Source organism: Streptomyces sp. NPDC001851 (genome assembly GCF_040297165.1).
Classification (GTDB): Bacteria; Actinomycetota; Actinomycetes; order Streptomycetales; family Streptomycetaceae; genus Streptomyces.
In genome coordinates this window covers 1-15,768 of the sequence record NZ_JBEOYR010000025.1, presented here as the reverse complement: position 1 = coordinate 15,768, position 15,768 = coordinate 1, and the positions used below count along the sequence as shown (strand labels likewise).

General features: G+C 70.0%; 15 protein-coding genes. 3 read left to right on the top strand and 12 right to left on the bottom strand.

Features of this window, described 5'->3' with window-relative positions; all coding sequences use genetic code 11:
* Positions 1-11: 11 nt before the first annotated feature.
* Positions 12-1,829 (bottom strand): glutamine--fructose-6-phosphate transaminase (isomerizing), encoded by a 1,818-nt coding sequence (gene glmS / locus ABT171_RS30785; protein WP_351249538.1) that lies wholly within the window; start codon positions 1,827-1,829, stop codon positions 12-14.
* Between the two features lie 12 nt (positions 1,830-1,841).
* Entirely contained in the window at positions 1,842-2,099 is a 258-nt protein-coding gene (locus ABT171_RS30780; protein WP_351249536.1) for a hypothetical protein, read from the bottom strand.
* 166 nt (positions 2,100-2,265) lie between these two features.
* Between ABT171_RS30780 and ABT171_RS30775 the strand changes: the two genes are divergently transcribed.
* Positions 2,266-3,831 carry a purple acid phosphatase family protein gene (locus ABT171_RS30775; protein WP_351249534.1) on the top strand — a complete coding sequence of 522 codons (1,566 nt, stop codon included), beginning with the start codon at positions 2,266-2,268 and terminating at the stop codon, positions 3,829-3,831.
* An 18-nt stretch (positions 3,832-3,849) separates the two neighbouring features.
* Here ABT171_RS30775 and ABT171_RS30770 read toward each other — a convergent pair whose 3' ends face one another.
* On the bottom strand, positions 3,850-4,722 hold the full coding sequence (locus tag ABT171_RS30770) for a DUF4429 domain-containing protein (protein WP_351249532.1): 873 nt from the start codon (positions 4,720-4,722) through the stop codon (positions 3,850-3,852).
* Between the two features lie 62 nt (positions 4,723-4,784).
* On the opposite strand from ABT171_RS30770, the gene ABT171_RS30765 reads away from it, so the two are divergent.
* Entirely contained in the window at positions 4,785-6,395 is a 1,611-nt protein-coding gene (locus ABT171_RS30765; RefSeq protein WP_351249530.1) for a beta-N-acetylhexosaminidase, read from the top strand.
* Positions 6,396-6,578: 183 nt separating this feature from the next.
* The gene (locus ABT171_RS30760) at positions 6,579-7,106 is read left to right on the top strand and encodes a hypothetical protein (RefSeq protein WP_351249528.1); all 528 of its coding nucleotides are present in this window, start codon (positions 6,579-6,581) and stop codon (positions 7,104-7,106) included.
* 103 nt (positions 7,107-7,209) lie between these two features.
* Here the strand turns inward: ABT171_RS30760 and ABT171_RS30755 are convergent, their stop codons facing one another.
* From ABT171_RS30755 to ABT171_RS30715, 9 genes are all read right to left on the bottom strand, one after another.
* The gene (locus ABT171_RS30755) at positions 7,210-7,836 is read right to left on the bottom strand and encodes a hypothetical protein (protein WP_351249526.1); all 627 of its coding nucleotides are present in this window, start codon (positions 7,834-7,836) and stop codon (positions 7,210-7,212) included.
* Positions 7,837-7,878: 42 nt separating this feature from the next.
* The gene (locus ABT171_RS30750) at positions 7,879-9,648 is read right to left on the bottom strand and encodes an IucA/IucC family protein (RefSeq protein WP_351249524.1); all 1,770 of its coding nucleotides are present in this window, start codon (positions 9,646-9,648) and stop codon (positions 7,879-7,881) included.
* Positions 9,645-10,190, bottom strand: a complete 546-nt coding sequence (locus ABT171_RS30745; RefSeq protein WP_351249522.1) for a GNAT family N-acetyltransferase — start codon at positions 10,188-10,190, stop codon at positions 9,645-9,647. The genes ABT171_RS30750 and ABT171_RS30745 overlap by 4 nt, the downstream gene beginning before the upstream one ends.
* Entirely contained in the window at positions 10,187-11,461 is a 1,275-nt protein-coding gene (locus tag ABT171_RS30740) for a lysine N(6)-hydroxylase/L-ornithine N(5)-oxygenase family protein (RefSeq protein WP_351249520.1), read from the bottom strand. The genes ABT171_RS30745 and ABT171_RS30740 overlap by 4 nt, the downstream gene beginning before the upstream one ends.
* Positions 11,445-12,887, bottom strand: coding sequence for a lysine decarboxylase DesA (gene desA / locus ABT171_RS30735; RefSeq protein ID WP_351249518.1), 1,443 nt, complete (start codon positions 12,885-12,887; stop codon positions 11,445-11,447). Before desA ends, ABT171_RS30740 begins: the two co-directional genes overlap by 17 nt.
* Positions 12,888-13,008: 121 nt before the next feature.
* The gene (locus ABT171_RS30730) at positions 13,009-13,866 is read right to left on the bottom strand and encodes a siderophore-interacting protein (protein ID WP_351249516.1); all 858 of its coding nucleotides are present in this window, start codon (positions 13,864-13,866) and stop codon (positions 13,009-13,011) included.
* 10 nt (positions 13,867-13,876) lie between these two features.
* Positions 13,877-14,923, bottom strand: a complete 1,047-nt coding sequence (locus ABT171_RS30725; RefSeq protein ID WP_351249514.1) for an ABC transporter substrate-binding protein — start codon at positions 14,921-14,923, stop codon at positions 13,877-13,879.
* A 108-nt stretch (positions 14,924-15,031) separates the two neighbouring features.
* Positions 15,032-15,448, bottom strand: a complete 417-nt coding sequence (locus tag ABT171_RS30720) for a hypothetical protein (protein WP_351249512.1) — start codon at positions 15,446-15,448, stop codon at positions 15,032-15,034.
* 128 nt (positions 15,449-15,576) lie between these two features.
* On the bottom strand, positions 15,577-15,768 hold a 192-nt coding region (locus ABT171_RS30715; RefSeq protein WP_351244160.1), incomplete at its 5' end, for an acyl-CoA dehydrogenase family protein.

The window sequence follows — 15,768 nt, the reverse complement described above, 5'->3', positions numbered from 1 at the left end:
TCGTCGCGGTACTACTCGACCGTCACCGACTTGGCGAGGTTGCGCGGCTTGTCGATGTCCCGGCCCAGGGCCTTGGCCGTGTGGTAGGCGAGGAGCTGCAGCGGGATGCCCATCAGGATGGGGTCGAGTTCGTCCTCGTTCTTCGGGACGACGATCGTCTGGTCGGCCTTGTCCTGGTGCTGGTGGGCCACCGCCAGGATCTTGCCGCTGCGGGCCTTGATCTCCTCCAGGGCCGCGCGGTTCTTCTCCAGCAGGTCGTCGTCGGGGACGATCGCCACCGTCGGCAGGGCCGGCTCGATCAGGGCCAGCGGGCCGTGCTTCAGCTCGGAGGCGGGGTAGGCCTCGGCGTGGATGTAGGAGACCTCCTTGAGCTTCAGGGAGGCCTCACGGGCCACCGGGTAGCCCCGGACGCGGCCGATGAAGAGCATCGAGCGGGCGTCGGCGTACAGCTCGGCCAGCTCCTTGATCTGCTCCTCCTGCTTGAGGATCTCGGTGATCTGCTCGGGAAGCTTGCGCAGGCCCGCGATGATCCGCTTGCCGTCGCGCACCGAGAGGTCGCGGGTGCGGCCGAGGTGCAGGGCGAGCAGGGCGAAGGCCACCGTCATGTTGGTGAAGCACTTCGTCGACACCACGCAGACCTCGGGGCCCGCGTGGACGTAGATCCCGGCGTCCGCCTCGCGGGCGATCGCCGAGCCGACGACGTTGACGACGCCGAAGACCTTGGCGCCCTTGCGCTTGAGCTCCTGGACGGCGGCGAGGACGTCGTACGTCTCACCGGACTGGGAGACGGCGACGTACAGGGTGTCGGGGTCGACGACCGCGTTGCGGTAGCGGAACTCCGAGGCCGGCTCGGCGTCCGCCGGGATGCGGGCCAGCTCCTCGATCATCTGGGCGCCGATCATGCCCGCGTGGTACGAGGTGCCGCAGCCGAGGATCTTCACGCGGCGGATCTGCCGGGCCTCGCGGGCGTCCAGGTTGAGGCCGCCGAGGTGCACGGTGGAGAAGCGGTCGTCGATGCGGCCGCGCAGCACGCGGTCCACGGCGTCGGCCTGCTCGAAGATCTCCTTGTGCATGTAGGTGTCGTGGCCGCCCATGTCGTACGACTCGGCCTCCCACTCCACCGTGGTGGGCTCGGCGGTGGTGCGCGTGCCCTCGGTGGTGTAGGTGCGGAAGTCGTCGGCCTTGAGCGTGGCCATCTCGCCGTCGTCGAGGGTGACTATCTGCCGGGTGTGGGTGACCAGGGCGGCGATGTCGGAGGCGACGAACATCTCCTTCTCGCCGATGCCGAGGACGACGGGGGAGCCGTTGCGGGCCACCACGATCCGGTCGGGGAAGTCGGCGTGCAGCACGGCGATGCCGTAGGTGCCCTCGATCACGCGGACCGCCTGGCGGACCTTGTCCTCCAGCTTCTCGGCCGTGGCGCGGGCGATGAGGTGGGTGAGGACCTCGGTGTCGGTCTCGGAGAGGAACTCGACGCCGTCCGCCTCCAGCTTGCGGCGCAGGTCGGCGGCGTTGTCGATGATGCCGTTGTGGACGACGGCGACCTTGTTGTCGGCCGACATGTGCGGGTGGGCGTTGACGTCGGAGGGGGCGCCGTGGGTGGCCCAGCGGGTGTGGGCGATGCCGGTGGTGCCCTTGAAGCGCGCCGGGACCTTGGCCTCCAGGTCGCGCACCCGGCCCTTGGCCTTGACCATCTTCAGGCCGGGCGCCTTCGGGGAGGTGACGACGATGCCCGCCGAGTCGTAGCCGCGGTACTCCAGCCGCTGCAGCCCTTCGAGCAGCAGCGGGGCCACGTCACGCTTCCCGATGTATCCGACAATTCCGCACATGTATGGGTATTCCTAGCCGTAGACGATGCGGCGCAGCTGCCTGAGCGTCAGCTCGGGCGGTGCCACCGCTCGGTACTTGAGGTCCGCCGAGATCCGTTCGAAGATCTCGGCGTTGACCAGGCCCTGGGCCTGCAGTTCACGGTGACGGCGACGGACGTAGTCCTCCGTCGACTCGTCGAAGTAGGCGAGCACGTCCTGGATCACCCGCAGCGCCTCGCCCCTGGCCAGGGGCGTGGACCGCGTCAGGTGATCAACAAGTTCGTCGTGCACCCGGTAGATCCTGGGGTACCGGACCCGGTTTCGCAAGGAGCGTGCCCGATTTCGGGCAGACGTCCGCGGTGAGTGCTGTTGGATCTCTGTTCGCAAGCCGTCCACTCTGTGTCCTGCATCTCGTTGCCCGGACCCGTGAGTTTCGGACGCCATGGACATTCCTCGTATGGGAGTACCCGAGAAGCTGGCCGAGCGCATGAGCATGGCCGAGCAGCACGAGTACCTGCGCGCCAGATTCTCGCGGCGCAACCTGATCAGAGGCGGCGCCGTCACCCTGGGCGCCGTCGCGGGCGGCGCGTTCGTGCCGGGCGCCACCGCACAGGCGACCGTGCCGACGCAGGCCGCCGCCCCCGCCACCGAGACGGTCGACGGCGCCCTCGTCGCCCCCTTCGGCCGCCACCTCGCCTACGGCAACGACCCGCGCACGGAGATGACCGTCTCCTGGCAGGTCCCGGTCGCCGTGAAGAAGCCGTTCATCCGCATCGGCGCCCACCCCTGGGACCTCTCCCGCAAGATAGAGGCCGAGGTCCGCAGCCTCTACACCCCGGCCGGCGTCGGCGCGAGCGGCGACCACACGCAGTACTACCTGCACGCCAAGCTCACCCACCTGCGCCCCGGCAGGACCTACTACTACGGCGTCGGCCACGAGGGCTTCGACCCGGCCGAGCGGCACCTGCTGGGCACCCTGGGCACCTTCACCACCGCCCCCGCCCACAAGAAGCCGTTCACCTTCACCGCCTTCGGCGACCAGGGCGTCAGCTACCACGCGCTGGCCAACGACAGCCTGATCCTCGGCCAGAACCCGGCCTTCCACCTGCACGCGGGCGACATCGCCTACGGCGACCCGGCCGGCCAGGGCAAGACCACCGACACCGGCTTCGACGCGCGCACCTGGGACCAGTTCCTGTACCAGACCGAGTCGGTCGCCAAGCAGATCCCGTGGATGGTCTCGTACGGCAACCACGACATGGAGGCCTGGTACTCGCCCAACGGCTACGGCGGCGAGGAGGCCCGCTGGACCCTCCCGGACAACGGTCCGGACGCGAAGAACCTGCCCGGCGTCTACTCCTTCGTCCACGGAAACACCGCGGTCATCTCGCTGGACCCCAACGACGTCTCCTTCGAGATCCCGGCGAACCTGGGCATATCCGGCGGAACCCAGACCAAGTGGTTCGAGGCCCAGCTGGAGAAGTACCGGGCGTGTGACGACGTCGACTTCATCGTCGTGTTCTTCCACCACTGCGCGTACTGCACGTCCACGGCGCACGCCTCGGAGGGGGGCGTGCGCCAGGAGTGGGTGCCGCTGTTCGAGAAGTACCAGGTGGACCTGGTCATCAACGGCCACAACCACCAGTACGAGCGCACCGACGTGATCAAGGGCGGCCAGGTCACCAAGAAGCTCCCGATCGGCGGCACCGCCTACCCCGAGACCGAGGGTGTGGTCTACGTCACGGCGGGCGCGGCGGGCCGCAGCCTGTACGCCTTCTCCGCCCCGGACTCCTACGAGGGCCACGAGCACGAGGTGGACTCGGTCGCCTCCTTCATCAACACCAAGGACGGCAAGGTCGACGAGACCGTCACCTGGTCCCGGGTGCGCTACCTCAACTACTCCTTCCTGCGCGTGGACGTCACCCCCGCGCCGAAGGGCCGCCAGACCACCCTGACGGTGTCGGGCATCGCCGAGACCGGCGACCGCATCGACCACTTCACGGTGTCCCGCACGGCGAAGTGAGTCTCCGGCGGGCGGTCCTCACATCCGCTTGAGGACCGCCTGCTTGGCCAGGGCGAACTCCTCCCCGGTCAGGACCCCGTCGCGGTGCAGTTCGCCCAGCTCGCGCAGGCGGCGCAGCAGGGCGTCGTGGTCGCGCTCGGCGGGCGCCCCGCCGAGCGCCGGCGGGTCCTTCGGCGCGCCCCGCCCCGTCGCGGCGGGATGCGGCAGCCGGGCCTGTACGGCGGCGGCCACCAGGGCCATCAGCGGGTCCTTCTTGAAGCCCCACAGCTCGACCGCGTTCGGGTCGTACTTGGCCGTAGCCGTCGCCGGGGCGCCGCGCACATGGAAGCGCAGATGCCCGTTCTCCAGTCCGGCCGCCGGCTGCCAGTCCACACCGAGGACGTCGGCGAGCGGGATGGTCCGGGTGCCGACGTTCGCCTTGGCGTTCTCCGTCTTCCAGTTCCACTCCAGCCGCACCCGCTCCCCGTCGAAGCCCACCGTGCCGTCCCCGGCCGCGGCGGACACCGGCAGGGGCGGGCCCGGCAGCAGATAGCGGGTGAGCGGATCCGGTGAAACCCCGTCCAGCAGGAGGGAGTTGCGCACCTCGTCCGCGAAGTACTCGGCGACGCCGTACCGGTCGGACTCCACGGTCAGCTGATAGGGATCGTGCGGCTCGCCGAGCCGGCCGCCGGTGGCCTGCGTCAACGGATCGGCCCCGTCCCTCAGCCGCAGCCGCAGCCGCCCCGACTTCCGCCCCTGCTCGAAGGAGACACCGGCCAACGCCCCCAGGGGCACGACGAGTTCGCCCAGCTCACGGCGGAGCAGGCTCACATTCTTGTCCCGGCCCGGGGTGAGCCGCAGGGCATCGCCGTCGAAGGTCCAGGTGCCGTCCTTCTGGATGATTTCCGCCATGGGGGGATTGTTTCACCGGATCTGCGGGACAGTGGTCTCGACCACATCTGAAGGGAGCGCATGTGAGACGCACACACAGCACGACTCCCCGTACCACCCGCGTGCTCGGATCACTGCTGCTGGTGGCGGCGGCCGGCGTGTTCACGCTGGGGGCCGCCCCCGCGGCACCCGCGGCGCGAACGGCTGCCCCCACCCCGCTGGACCAGGTGATCCCGGCACCCGCCTCCGTCACGCACGGCGGAACGCCGTACCGCCTCACCCGGGCGACCGGCGTCCGGGTCGACGACTCCGCCGAGGTCCGCCGGATCGGCGCGTACCTCGCCGGCATCCTGCGGCCCTCCACCGGCTATCCGCTGGCGCTCACCGACCACGGCACCGGAGGCATCCGGCTCCACCTCGCACCGGGCGACTTCGGCGCCGAGGGCTACCGGCTGCACAGCGACGCGGGCGGCGTCACCATCACCGCGAGCGCCCCCGCGGGCCTCTTCCACGGCGTGCAGACCCTGCGTCAGCTCCTCCCGCCCGCCGTCGAGAAGAAGACCGCCCAGCCCGGCCCCTGGCAGATCGCCGGCGGCACCGTGCAGGACCGCCCCCGCTACTCCTACCGGGGCGCCATGCTGGACGTCTCCCGGCACTTCCTCACCGTCGACCAGGTCAAGCGGTACATCGACCAGTTGGCCCTCTACAAGCTCAACGAGCTGCACCTGCACCTCAGCGACGACCAGGGCTGGCGCATCGCCATCGACTCCTGGCCCCGCCTGGCCGCCTACGGCGGCTCCACGGAGGTCGGCGGCGGCCCGGGCGGCTACTACACCAAGGCGCAGTACCAGGAGATCGTCCGGTACGCGGCCTCCCGCTATCTGGAGGTCGTCCCCGAAATCGACATGCCCGGCCACACCAACGCGGCCCTCGCCTCCTACGCCGAGCTCAACTGCGACGGCACGGCACCCCCGCTGTACACCGGTACGAAGGTCGGCTTCAGCTCGCTGTGCGTGCCCAAGCAGGTCACCTACGACTTCGCGGACGACGTGATCCGGGAGCTGGCCGCCCTCACCCCCGGCCGCTACCTCCACATCGGCGGCGACGAGGCGCACTCCACCAGCCACGCCGACTACGTGGCGTTCATGGACCGCGTGCAGCCGATCGTCGCCAAGTACGGCAAGACGGTGATCGGCTGGCACCAGCTCACCGGCGCCCACCCGGTCCCGGGCGCCCTCGCCCAGTACTGGGGCCTGGACAGCACCAGCGCGGCGGAGAAGGACCAGGTCGCCAAGGCCGCCCGGAACGGCACCGGCCTGATCCTGTCCCCGGCGGACCGGATCTACCTCGACATGAAGTACACCAAGGACACCAGGCTGGGCCTGGACTGGGCGGGCCTGGTCGAGGTCAGGCGGTCGTACGACTGGAACCCGGGCGACTACCTCCCGGGTGCCCCGGCCTCGGCCGTCCGGGGCGTGGAGGCCCCCATGTGGTCGGAGACCCTCAAGGAGTCCGCCGACATCGAGTACATGGCGTTCCCGCGCCTGCCCGGCGCGGCCGAACTGGGCTGGTCCCCGGCGGCGACGCACGACTGGGACACGTACAAGGTGCGCCTGGCGGCACAGGCCCCGCGCTGGGACGCCCTCGGCATCACCTACTACCGCTCACCCCAGGTCCCCTGGCCGACGAACTGACCACACCCCGGCGTGCACCCCGGAGGACCGTGCTCCGGGGTGCACGTCCGTCTCCCTGGGTGTCCTTGGCCAGGGGGGCGAAGCGGCGAGGCGGGAACTCCACGGCCTGATGGCGCGTTGCGAGGGCGACCTGATCGTTTGATGTGGCACACGACGGCGGGGCCGCCGTCGGGGGGAGCAACCATGGCCATGGTGGGGCTGTTCTGCATTGTCGGCAGCGACGTGTACCTGGGCGCGAAGCCGTCCGGTCTGGCTCCCGGGGTGCGCCTGACCCCCGAGGGCGTGGTGGCCCTCGGCGACGGTCAGTCCGGCCTCTACCCGTGGGAGGACGTACACGCCCTGACGGTGGCGGACGTCCCCGTGAAGTCCCTGAAGCGGCAGGCCGGAGCGGTCAGGGACCTGGCCCTGGGCATGGTGCTGGACGTGGCCCTGGCCGGGGGCGTCGGCCTGACGGGCGAGGACCCGCCGATGATGAGGGTGCGCGTGGAAACGACTGACGGTGCCCATGAGCTGTCGGCGTACGTCGCCGCGGCGGTCGGCTACTCCCAGACGGAGGCCGACCTCTCCCGCGCTCTCCTGTCCCGCCTCACGGAGGGCGCCGCGACGATGGCGACGACGCTGGCGGCCATGTCGGAATGGGGCCGCGCGCAGGAAGGCGGGTCGCCTCGGAGAGCGGAGCGGGAGGAGCTGTTGCGGGGGTGGGTGGGCTGACACCTGCGACTCCGGGAGCGGCGAGGCCCGATGTGACTGCGCACACGGGGTGCCGGTGCGAGTACGTTCGCCGGGGGACAGATCTACAGCTGGAGCAGACCGGTTACAGCTCGTCTCTCAGCCGCGTCCAGGTATGGCTGTCCAGGCCGTCATGGGGCCCGATGCGGGAGAGCTCCGTGCCGGCGTGGTCCAGGGCCGCGATCACGGGACGGACTCCGAGGCCGGTGGCGCGGGGAGACGTCCAGACGGCGATGAGCCTGCGCTGCTCGGGGGCCTCGATCCGGCGGGCGCCGATGAGCACATGGCCCACGTCCGGACCGAGGCGCACGATCTCGCAACCGATCCACGGGGCCGCGGTGAGGGAGTGGGGTGGGTCGAGGCGGCGGGTGAGGCTGATGCTGCCCGCGGCATGGCGAATGTGGAGCACATCGACGTCGGCGCCGTCGTCACCGTCTCCGTCGCCCCAGCCGCCTCCCAGGTACCGCCACTGCTCGTCGGACCACTCCAGCAGCTCGGTGTGCTCACGCGTCCGCCGTGACCTCGGGCGCCACAGCATCCAGACCGCCGCGACTCCGGAGGCGGTGTCGACATCGGCCGACACCACGGTCAGCACCCGCCGCGGCATCCACCACGGCTGCGGCCGGCCCCCCGCCTGCACCCGCCGCACCACGCCCAGCACGAACGCCTCCCACCAGGGCCCCGCCCACACGGCCGCTCGCCATGCCCGCATGCGCCTGCGATACCCGGTGCGGGTGGGCATCAAGCCCCACGCTCAGAACCCGGCGATCGGGTTCTTCAGGGTGCCGACGAGCTGGAGGGCGCCCGAGGGGTCGGTGAGGTCGACCATCTGCCTGTTGTTGCGCAGCTGGAGCCGGTTGAGGCAGGACAGGGCGAACTCCGGGGCGAACAGGTCGTACTGGCGGAACCGGTGGGCCAGTTCGGGGTTCGCTTCCTGGTACTCGTGCGTGACCTCGGCGACCGTGCCCCAGAAGGCGTCCTCGTCGAGGATCCCCTCGGCGGCGAGGTGCGCGGCGAGGAAGCGGAAGAAGCAGTCGAAGACGTCCGTGAAGATCGACAGCAGCTTGGTGTCGTCCGGGACCTCCACACGGATCCGCCGGACCTCCGGCGGCAGCACCGCGTCCGGGTCCATCACCACGATCTCCTCGGCGATGTCCTTGTAGACGGCCCGCCGCACCACGCCGTCCTTCAGGACCAGGATCACGTTCTCGCCGTGCGGCATGAACGCCAGGTCGTAGGCGTAGAAGCTGTGCAGCAGCGGGGTGTAGTAGGCGCGGAGGTAGCGGCGCAGCCACTCCACCGGGGTGAGCCCGGAGCGCTCGACCAGCGCGCCCGCGAAGGAGGCGCCGGTGTGGTCCACGTGCAGCAGCGAGGCCATGGTGGCCAGGGACTCGCCGTCCTGGAGCGAGGGCACCGGGCTCTCCCGCCACAGCGCGGCCAGCATCTTGCGGTAGGGGGAGTAGCGGTCGGTGGCCTGTTCGTACTCCAGGTGGCGGTAACCGACGGCCGCGCGTTCCCGGATGACCGACAGGCCCGTCGACTTCAGCACCGGGTCGTTCTCGATCAGCTGGGCCAGCCAGTCGTTGATGGCGGGCGTGGCCTCCATGTAGGCGGCGGACAGGCCGCGCATGAAACCCATGTTGAGGACGGACAGGGCCGTCTTGACGTAGTGCTTCTCCGGGTGGGAGGTGTTGAAGAAGGTCCGGATCGACTGCTGGGCCAGGTACTCGTCGTCGCCCTCGCCCAGGCAGACCAGGTGCCGGCGGGCCACCTCGGCGGCGAAGGTGACGGAGAGCTTGTTCCACCACTGCCAGGGGTGGACGGGGATGAGGAGGTAGTCGGCGGGGTCGAGGCCCTGGTCGGTGAGCACCGAGCGGAAACGGTTCAGCGTGCCGTCACCCAGCTCCTCCCGCAGGAAGGACTCGTACGCGATCCCGGCACCCGCCGTGAACGCGGCCCGCGAGCGGTGCGCGGCCAGCCACACCAGCCGGACGGGGCTCGCGGCCTCCGGGGCGTACGACAGGTACTCGTGGATGCCGAATCCGAGCCGCCCGTTGTTCGCGACGAAGCAGGGGTGGCCCTCGGTCATCCCGGTCTCGATCGCCTGGAAGCCGCCGGCCGCCAGCTCGGCGGAGGTGATCCGGGGCTTGGTGAGCTTGTAGCAGGTGCCGGAGAGGGTGGAGGAGATCTCCTCCAGGTAGACCGGCAGGATCTCGTCGCTCAGGCCCAGGGACTCCTTCAGCTCGATGAAGAAGTCCAGGGCGCCCAGGGGGAGTTCACGGCCGTCGCGGTGCCGGGTGATGGACTCCGCGTCGACCTGCCAGTGGTCGAGGGCGCGCCGGACGGCCGAGAAGCGGTAGGAGGTCAGGCCGTCGTCGCTGCGGACGACATACCCGTCGCCTTCCTGCGCGGGCGTGATCAGGCGCTCGTGCGCGAACTCGGCGAGCGCCTTGCGTATCAGCAGGCGGTTGGCGGTCGCCCAGCGCTCGGGGGAGAGGTGGGCCACGGCGTCGGCGACGGTCATGCGGCCACCCCCGTCGCGGCGGCGAACCGCTCGCGCGTGCAGAAGCTCAGCAGGGCCTTCTTCTCCGGCTTCTGGATCTCCCGCTCGGGCACGAACCCGACGGTCTCGTTCAGCGCGTGCACGGCCGTGTTGCGTACGTCCGGTTCGACCACGACCCGCGACACCGCGGGGTCCGCGAAGAGGTGTGCCATCACCGCGGTGATGACGGACCTGGTGAAGCCGTGGACGGGCGTGTCGGTCGCCGGGGTGAGGAAGTGCATGCCGATGTCACCGGGCTGTGCCTCGTACAGGCCGGTCAGTTCCCGGTGCGCCGGGTCGTACTTCTCCATCAGGAACATCGGCTCGCCGTCGCGCAGCCCGAGCAGCGCGTGGTGGTGCTCGTCCGCGGCGATCTCCCTGTAGGCCCGCTCGACGTCCTCCAGCCTGGTGTCCTGCATCATCCAGAAGGAGGCCTTGGGGTGGGTGACCCAGGAGTGCAGGAGTCCGGCGTCCCGCAGCGGGTCGACGGTGCGGAAGGTGAAGGTCGTGTTCGTGCTGGTCATACGGCGAACTCCTGGAAGGCGATGGTCTTCTCGACCGGGTAGTACTCGCTGCCGAGCAGCTCGCGGATGATGTACGCGTTGCGGTACGCGCCCATGCCCAGGTCGGGGCTGGTGATGCTGTGGGTGTGGACGCCGGCGTTCTGCAGGAAGACGCCGCGGCCGGTGACGTCGATGGCGTAGTTGCGGGCGACGTCGAAGCGGCCGTGGCCGTCGAAGCGGAGGCGGTCCTGGATCGGGGCGAGGAAGGCCGGGGGCTCGTAGTGGTAGCCGGTGGCCAGCAGCAGGCCCTCGGTGCGGATCTCGAAGTCCTTGTCCTGCTCGTCCTGGTGGAAGCCGAGGGTGTACTCGCCGTCCGCGTAGGTGGCGCTGTGCAGGCTGGAGTTGGTGAGCAGCCGGGTCGGCACGGGGCCGGTGAGGTTCTTCTGGTAGAGCAGGTCGAAGATCGCGTCGATCAGATCCGAGTTGATGCCCTTGAACAAGCCCTTCTGCTGCTTCTCCAGCCGGTAGCGGGTCTCCTCGGGCAGCGCGCGGAAGTAGTCGATGTAGTCCGGGGAGGTCATCTCCAGGGTCAGCTTGGTGTATTCGAGGGGGAAGAAACGGGGGGAGCGGGTGACCCAGTTGAGCTGGTAGCCGTGTACGTCGATCTCGGCGAGCAGCTCGTGGTAGATCTCGGCCGCGCTCTGGCCGCTGCCGACGATCGTGATGGACTTCTTCGCCTGCAGCTCCGCCTTGCGGTGCATGTACTGGGAGTTGTGCAGGAGGTCGCCGGCCAGGCCTCGGCAGGCCGGCGGGACGTAGGGGGTCGTCCCCGTGCCCAGGACCAGGTGCCGGGCGCGGAACGTTTCGCCGCGCTCGGTGCGGACGGCGTACAGCTCGTCCTCGTACGTCACCTCGGTGACCGTGGTGTTGAACCGGACGCTGCTCAGCTTGCCCGCCGCCCAGCGGCAGTAGTCGTCGTACTCGGCCCGCAGCGGATAGAAGTTCTCGCGGATGTAGAACGAGTAGAGTCTGCCCTTCTCCTTCAGGTAGTTGAGGAAGGAGTACGGCGAGGTCGGGTCGGCGAGGGTGACCAGGTCCGACATGAACGGGGTCTGCAGGTGGGCGCCGTCCAGGAACATCCCGGCGTGCCACTCGAAGTCCGGTTTGGAGTCGAGGAAGACGCCGTCCAGGCCGTCGATGGGTTCGGTGAGGCAGGCGAGGCCGAGGTTGAAGGGGCCCAGCCCGATCCCCACGAAGTCATGAACACGGGTGGCTTCAGGAAGCGCGGTCAAGGGACTCTCCCAGGTACTGCTCGGCGTGGCCGGCGATCAGGTCGAGGACGGCGGCGATGTCGGCCGGCGTCGTCTCGGGGTTGAGCAGGGTGAACTTCAGGTAGTGGCGGCCGCCGACCTTGGTGCCGGCGACCACGGCGTCGCCGGAGGCGAACAGGGCCTTGCGGGCGTAGAGGTTGGCGCGGTCGGTCTCGGCCGGGTCGGTGACGGCCGCTGGGATGTAGCGGAAGACGAGGGTGGAGAGGGCGGGCTCGACGACGACGTCGTAGCGGGGGTCGGCGGCGAGCAGCTGCCAGCCCTCGGCCGCCAGGTCGCAGACCCCGTCGAAGAGTTCACCGATGCCGTCGGCGCCCATCACCCGCAGGGTCATCCAGAGCTTGAGGGCGTCGAAGCGACGGGTGGTCTGCAGGGACTTGTCGACCTGGTTGGGGATGCGTTCCTGCGCCATGCGGAGCGGGTTGAGGTAGTCGGCGTGGTAGGTGGCGTGGCGGAGGGTCGCCGCGTCCCGCACCAGGAGGGCCGACGAACTCACCGGCTGGAAGAAGGACTTGTGGTAGTCGACGGTGACCGAGTCGGCGCGCTCGATGCCGTCGATGCGGTGCCGGTACTTCAGGGAGGCGAGCAGCCCGCAGCCGTAGGCCGCGTCGACGTGCATCCAGGCGCCGTACTGGGCGCACAGCCCGGCGATCTCCGGGAGCGGGTCGATGGAGCCGAAGTCGGTGGTGCCGGCGGTGGCGACGACCGCCATCGGCACCAGCCCCTCGCGACGGCAGCGCTCCAGCTCATGGGCGAGTGCGACGGTCTGCATCCGCTTGTCGCGGTCGACGGGGACGGTGACGACGGAGTCCGGGCCCAGACCGAGGAGTTTCGCGGACTTCTGCACGCTGAAGTGACTGGCCTCGGACGCGAAGATCCGCAGTTTCGCCGGGCTGTCGCTCTTGGCCTCCTCTCTCGCGAGGAGCAGCGCCTGGAGGTTGGACTGGCTGCCGCCGGAGGTGAACACCCCGTCGGCGGCGGGGCCGAGGCCGATGCGCTCGGCGGTCCAGTCGACGAGCTTGCGCTCGATGAGGGTGCCGCCGGCCGACTGGTCCCAGGTGTCCAGGGAGGAGTTGACCGCGGAGAGCACGGCCTCGCCGAGTACCGCCGGGATGACCACGGGGCAGTTGAGGTGGGCGAGGTAGCGGGGGTGGTGGAAGTAGACGGCGTCCCGGAGGTAGACGTCCTCCAGTTCGTCGAGTGCGGCGGCGGTGTCGCCGAGCGGCCGGTCGAGGTCGATGGCGTCCACGCGGGGGGCGAGGGCGTCCACGGTGACGCCGGTGAACGGACGGTCGGTGGTGGCGAGTCTGGCCGCCACCCGCTCGACTCCTTCGGTCACGGAGCTGCGGTAGTGCTCCGCGGTGAGGCCATTGAGCAGGTGCGAGCGCATGTGGGGGGTCCTCCGAGGGGGCAGGCCGTGCGAGTGCGGGGCTTTCTGCTTAGGTTAGCCTAACCTAACTGTTCTGGATCAAGGCATGCCTGACCCGTGACCGGCGTCACTCCAGGGGGAGTTACTCGGCGGCCCGCAGCTGTTCCTCGGTCATCCCCTGCCGCCAGTACCCGACGAAGGTCACCCGCCGCCGGTCGACGCCACGCTCGCCGACGAAGTGCCGCCGCAGCGCCTTCACGTGCCCCGACTCACCGGCGATCCACACGTACGGCCGGTCGGCGGCGGGCAGTTGGGCGGCCCGTACGGCATCGACGGCCATGGGGGACCCGTCGTGCCGTACGAGCCACGTGATCTCCGCGTCCGCCTCCGTGCGCACGTCCTGGATGTCCCCGGCGTGCGGCACCTCCAGCCAGGCGCGGGCGCGGGTGCCGGCGGGGAGGGATTCGAGGATCGCGGTCGCGGCCGGTACGGCGGTCTCGTCGCCCCACAGGACGACGAGGTCGGTGTCCTCGGGCGGACGGAAGCGGATCGCGCGGTTGTCGGCGACGGCCGGCCCGAGCAGCAGCACCCGGTCACCGGCGGTCGCCCGGGAGGCCCAGCGGGAGGCGGGGCCCGCCGGGGTGTGCAGGGCGAAGTCGATGTCGATTTCGTCGGGATCCCGGCGCAGGGACCGCAGTGTGTACGAGCGCATCACCGCCCGTATGTCCTCGGGCAGTTCGCGCCAGGCCTGCCACCATCCTCCCCCATTCTCGGCTTCGCTCGAACGGGGGGACCCCCATCCCGACTCCAGGGGGACGACGGGCTCCCGCTGACCCGGGTGCGGCAGGAACAGGGAGAGGGACTGGTCCCGTCCGCCGGAGTGGAACGCGTGCAGATCGGCTCCGCCGAAGGTGACGCGGACGAGCGACGGCCCCAGCCGCCGGGTCCGTACCACGTACAGGGAGAAGAAACGGAACGGGGCGGCTACGGCCGTCGTCATCATGGGCTCCTCAGCTAACCTTCTTGGCCTTCTCCAAGGCCTCGGCCAGGTTGTCCAGCAGCGGCACGCACTTGTCGTACGACAGGATCGGCTCGGGGGAGCGGGGGATGACCTGCCCCGCCTTCACCGCGGGCAGCTTCTTCCAGGTGGGCTTGGTGATGCCGGCGGGCTGGATCGCCGAGGCCCGGTCGTCCATCATGATGATGTCGGCCTGGTACTTGTCGACGTTCTCCCAGCTCAGCGACTCGTACCAGCCGCCGCCCTGCTTCTTGGCGCTCTCCGGCGGCTCCACGAAGTTCACGCCGAGGGCCTTGAAGTACTCCAGGTCGACGGAGAGGTTGGTGCCGGAGACGTAGAACAGCTGGTCGCTCGCGCTGCCGGCCATCACCTTGATGCCGGGCTTGGCCTTGGCGGCGGCGCGCAGCCGGGCGGCGGCGGCCTCGAACCGCTTTTTGGCGTCGGTGACCTTCGCGGCCCCCATGTCCGCGCCGAGCGACTCGGCCAGCTCCCACATGCGCTGCAGTGGCTCGGTGAGACGGCGGTCGTAGACGGAGATGCCGACGCTCGGGGCGAGTTGGGCGATCTTCTTCTTCGACTCCTCGGGGACGTACCACAGTGTGCCGGTACCGTCGAACATCGTGGAGATCAGCACGTCCGGCGCGAGCGAGGCGTACTTCTCGATGTTGAACTGGCCCCAGGTGTTGCCGAGGACGGTCACCTTGCTGACGTCCATGTCGCCGGCCTGGACGTCGGCCTTGCCGTCCTTGGTCGTCGTCGGGCCGAAGACGCCCTTGACCTGGATGCCGTAGTCGTGGAGCGCGGCGCCGACGCCGGTGAAGGCGACGATGTTCGCGGGGACCCTGTCGAGCTTCACGGCCGTGCCGCGGTCGTCCTTGAAGGACCAGGGGCCGGACTTGGCCGCCTTCGACCCGCCGCCCGTGCCACTGTCTTTGCCCTTGCCGTCCCCGCAGGCGGTGAGCGCGGCGGCCAGTCCTACGGCGCCGCCCGCGGCGAGGAGACCGCGGCGAGTGAGGTGGGTGGCACGGGCGTGGGGCATGGGTATGACTGCTTTCGAACGGGGCGAAGCGCCCGCCGGACAGGTTCGAAGGTAGGTTAGCCTAACCTCAGCTGATGTCCAGGGGTGCCCTGTTCGACGCGCGACGCCTCAGCTCACCCGAAGGGTGGCCTTCCATGGAGCGAGGGTGCGGGGGCAGGCGTACCCGGGGTCGGCGTGGCACTTCCGTGCGGCGGAGACGGTGCTGGTACCCGGGCCGTCCGCGTGCAGGACCGCGTAGGCGTCACCCGTCGGCCTCACGCCGGCGACCGTCCGGCCCAGGACGCGGGGACCGGCGGCGTCGGGAATGCCCCACGTGTACGTCAACCCCCGCTCGCGGTAGGCCGTCAGCCGGATCTCGGTGTCGTCACCGACCGACCGGGCCACGCTGCGGCCGTTGTCGGCGTTGGTCAGGACGAGACGCCCGGCCAGAGCGGAGTGCGACGCGGCGGAGGCCGCCGTGGTGACCACCGCCGTGGTCACCGCCAGCCCCAGCATCAGTCCGGTCGCACACTTCGCGGCTTTCACGGTTACCTCCACAGACAGATGACGGACGCGCTGATCAACGCCCGGTGCGCCCGTCGCGCACTGCTCTGCCGGGAAAACCACCTGATTCGCCGAACGGGTGCCCGGGGGGACGGCCCGATCGGACCGCCTCAGCTCACCAGGCCCAGCTCCCGTGCGATGAGCATCCGCTGGACCTCGCTCGTGCCCTCGCCGATCTCCAGGATCTTGGAGTCACGCCACATACGGGCCACCGGGTACTCGTTCATGAAGCCGTAGCCGCCGTGGATCTGGGTGGCGTCACGGGCGTTGTCGACGGCGACGGTGGAGGAGTGGAGCTTGGC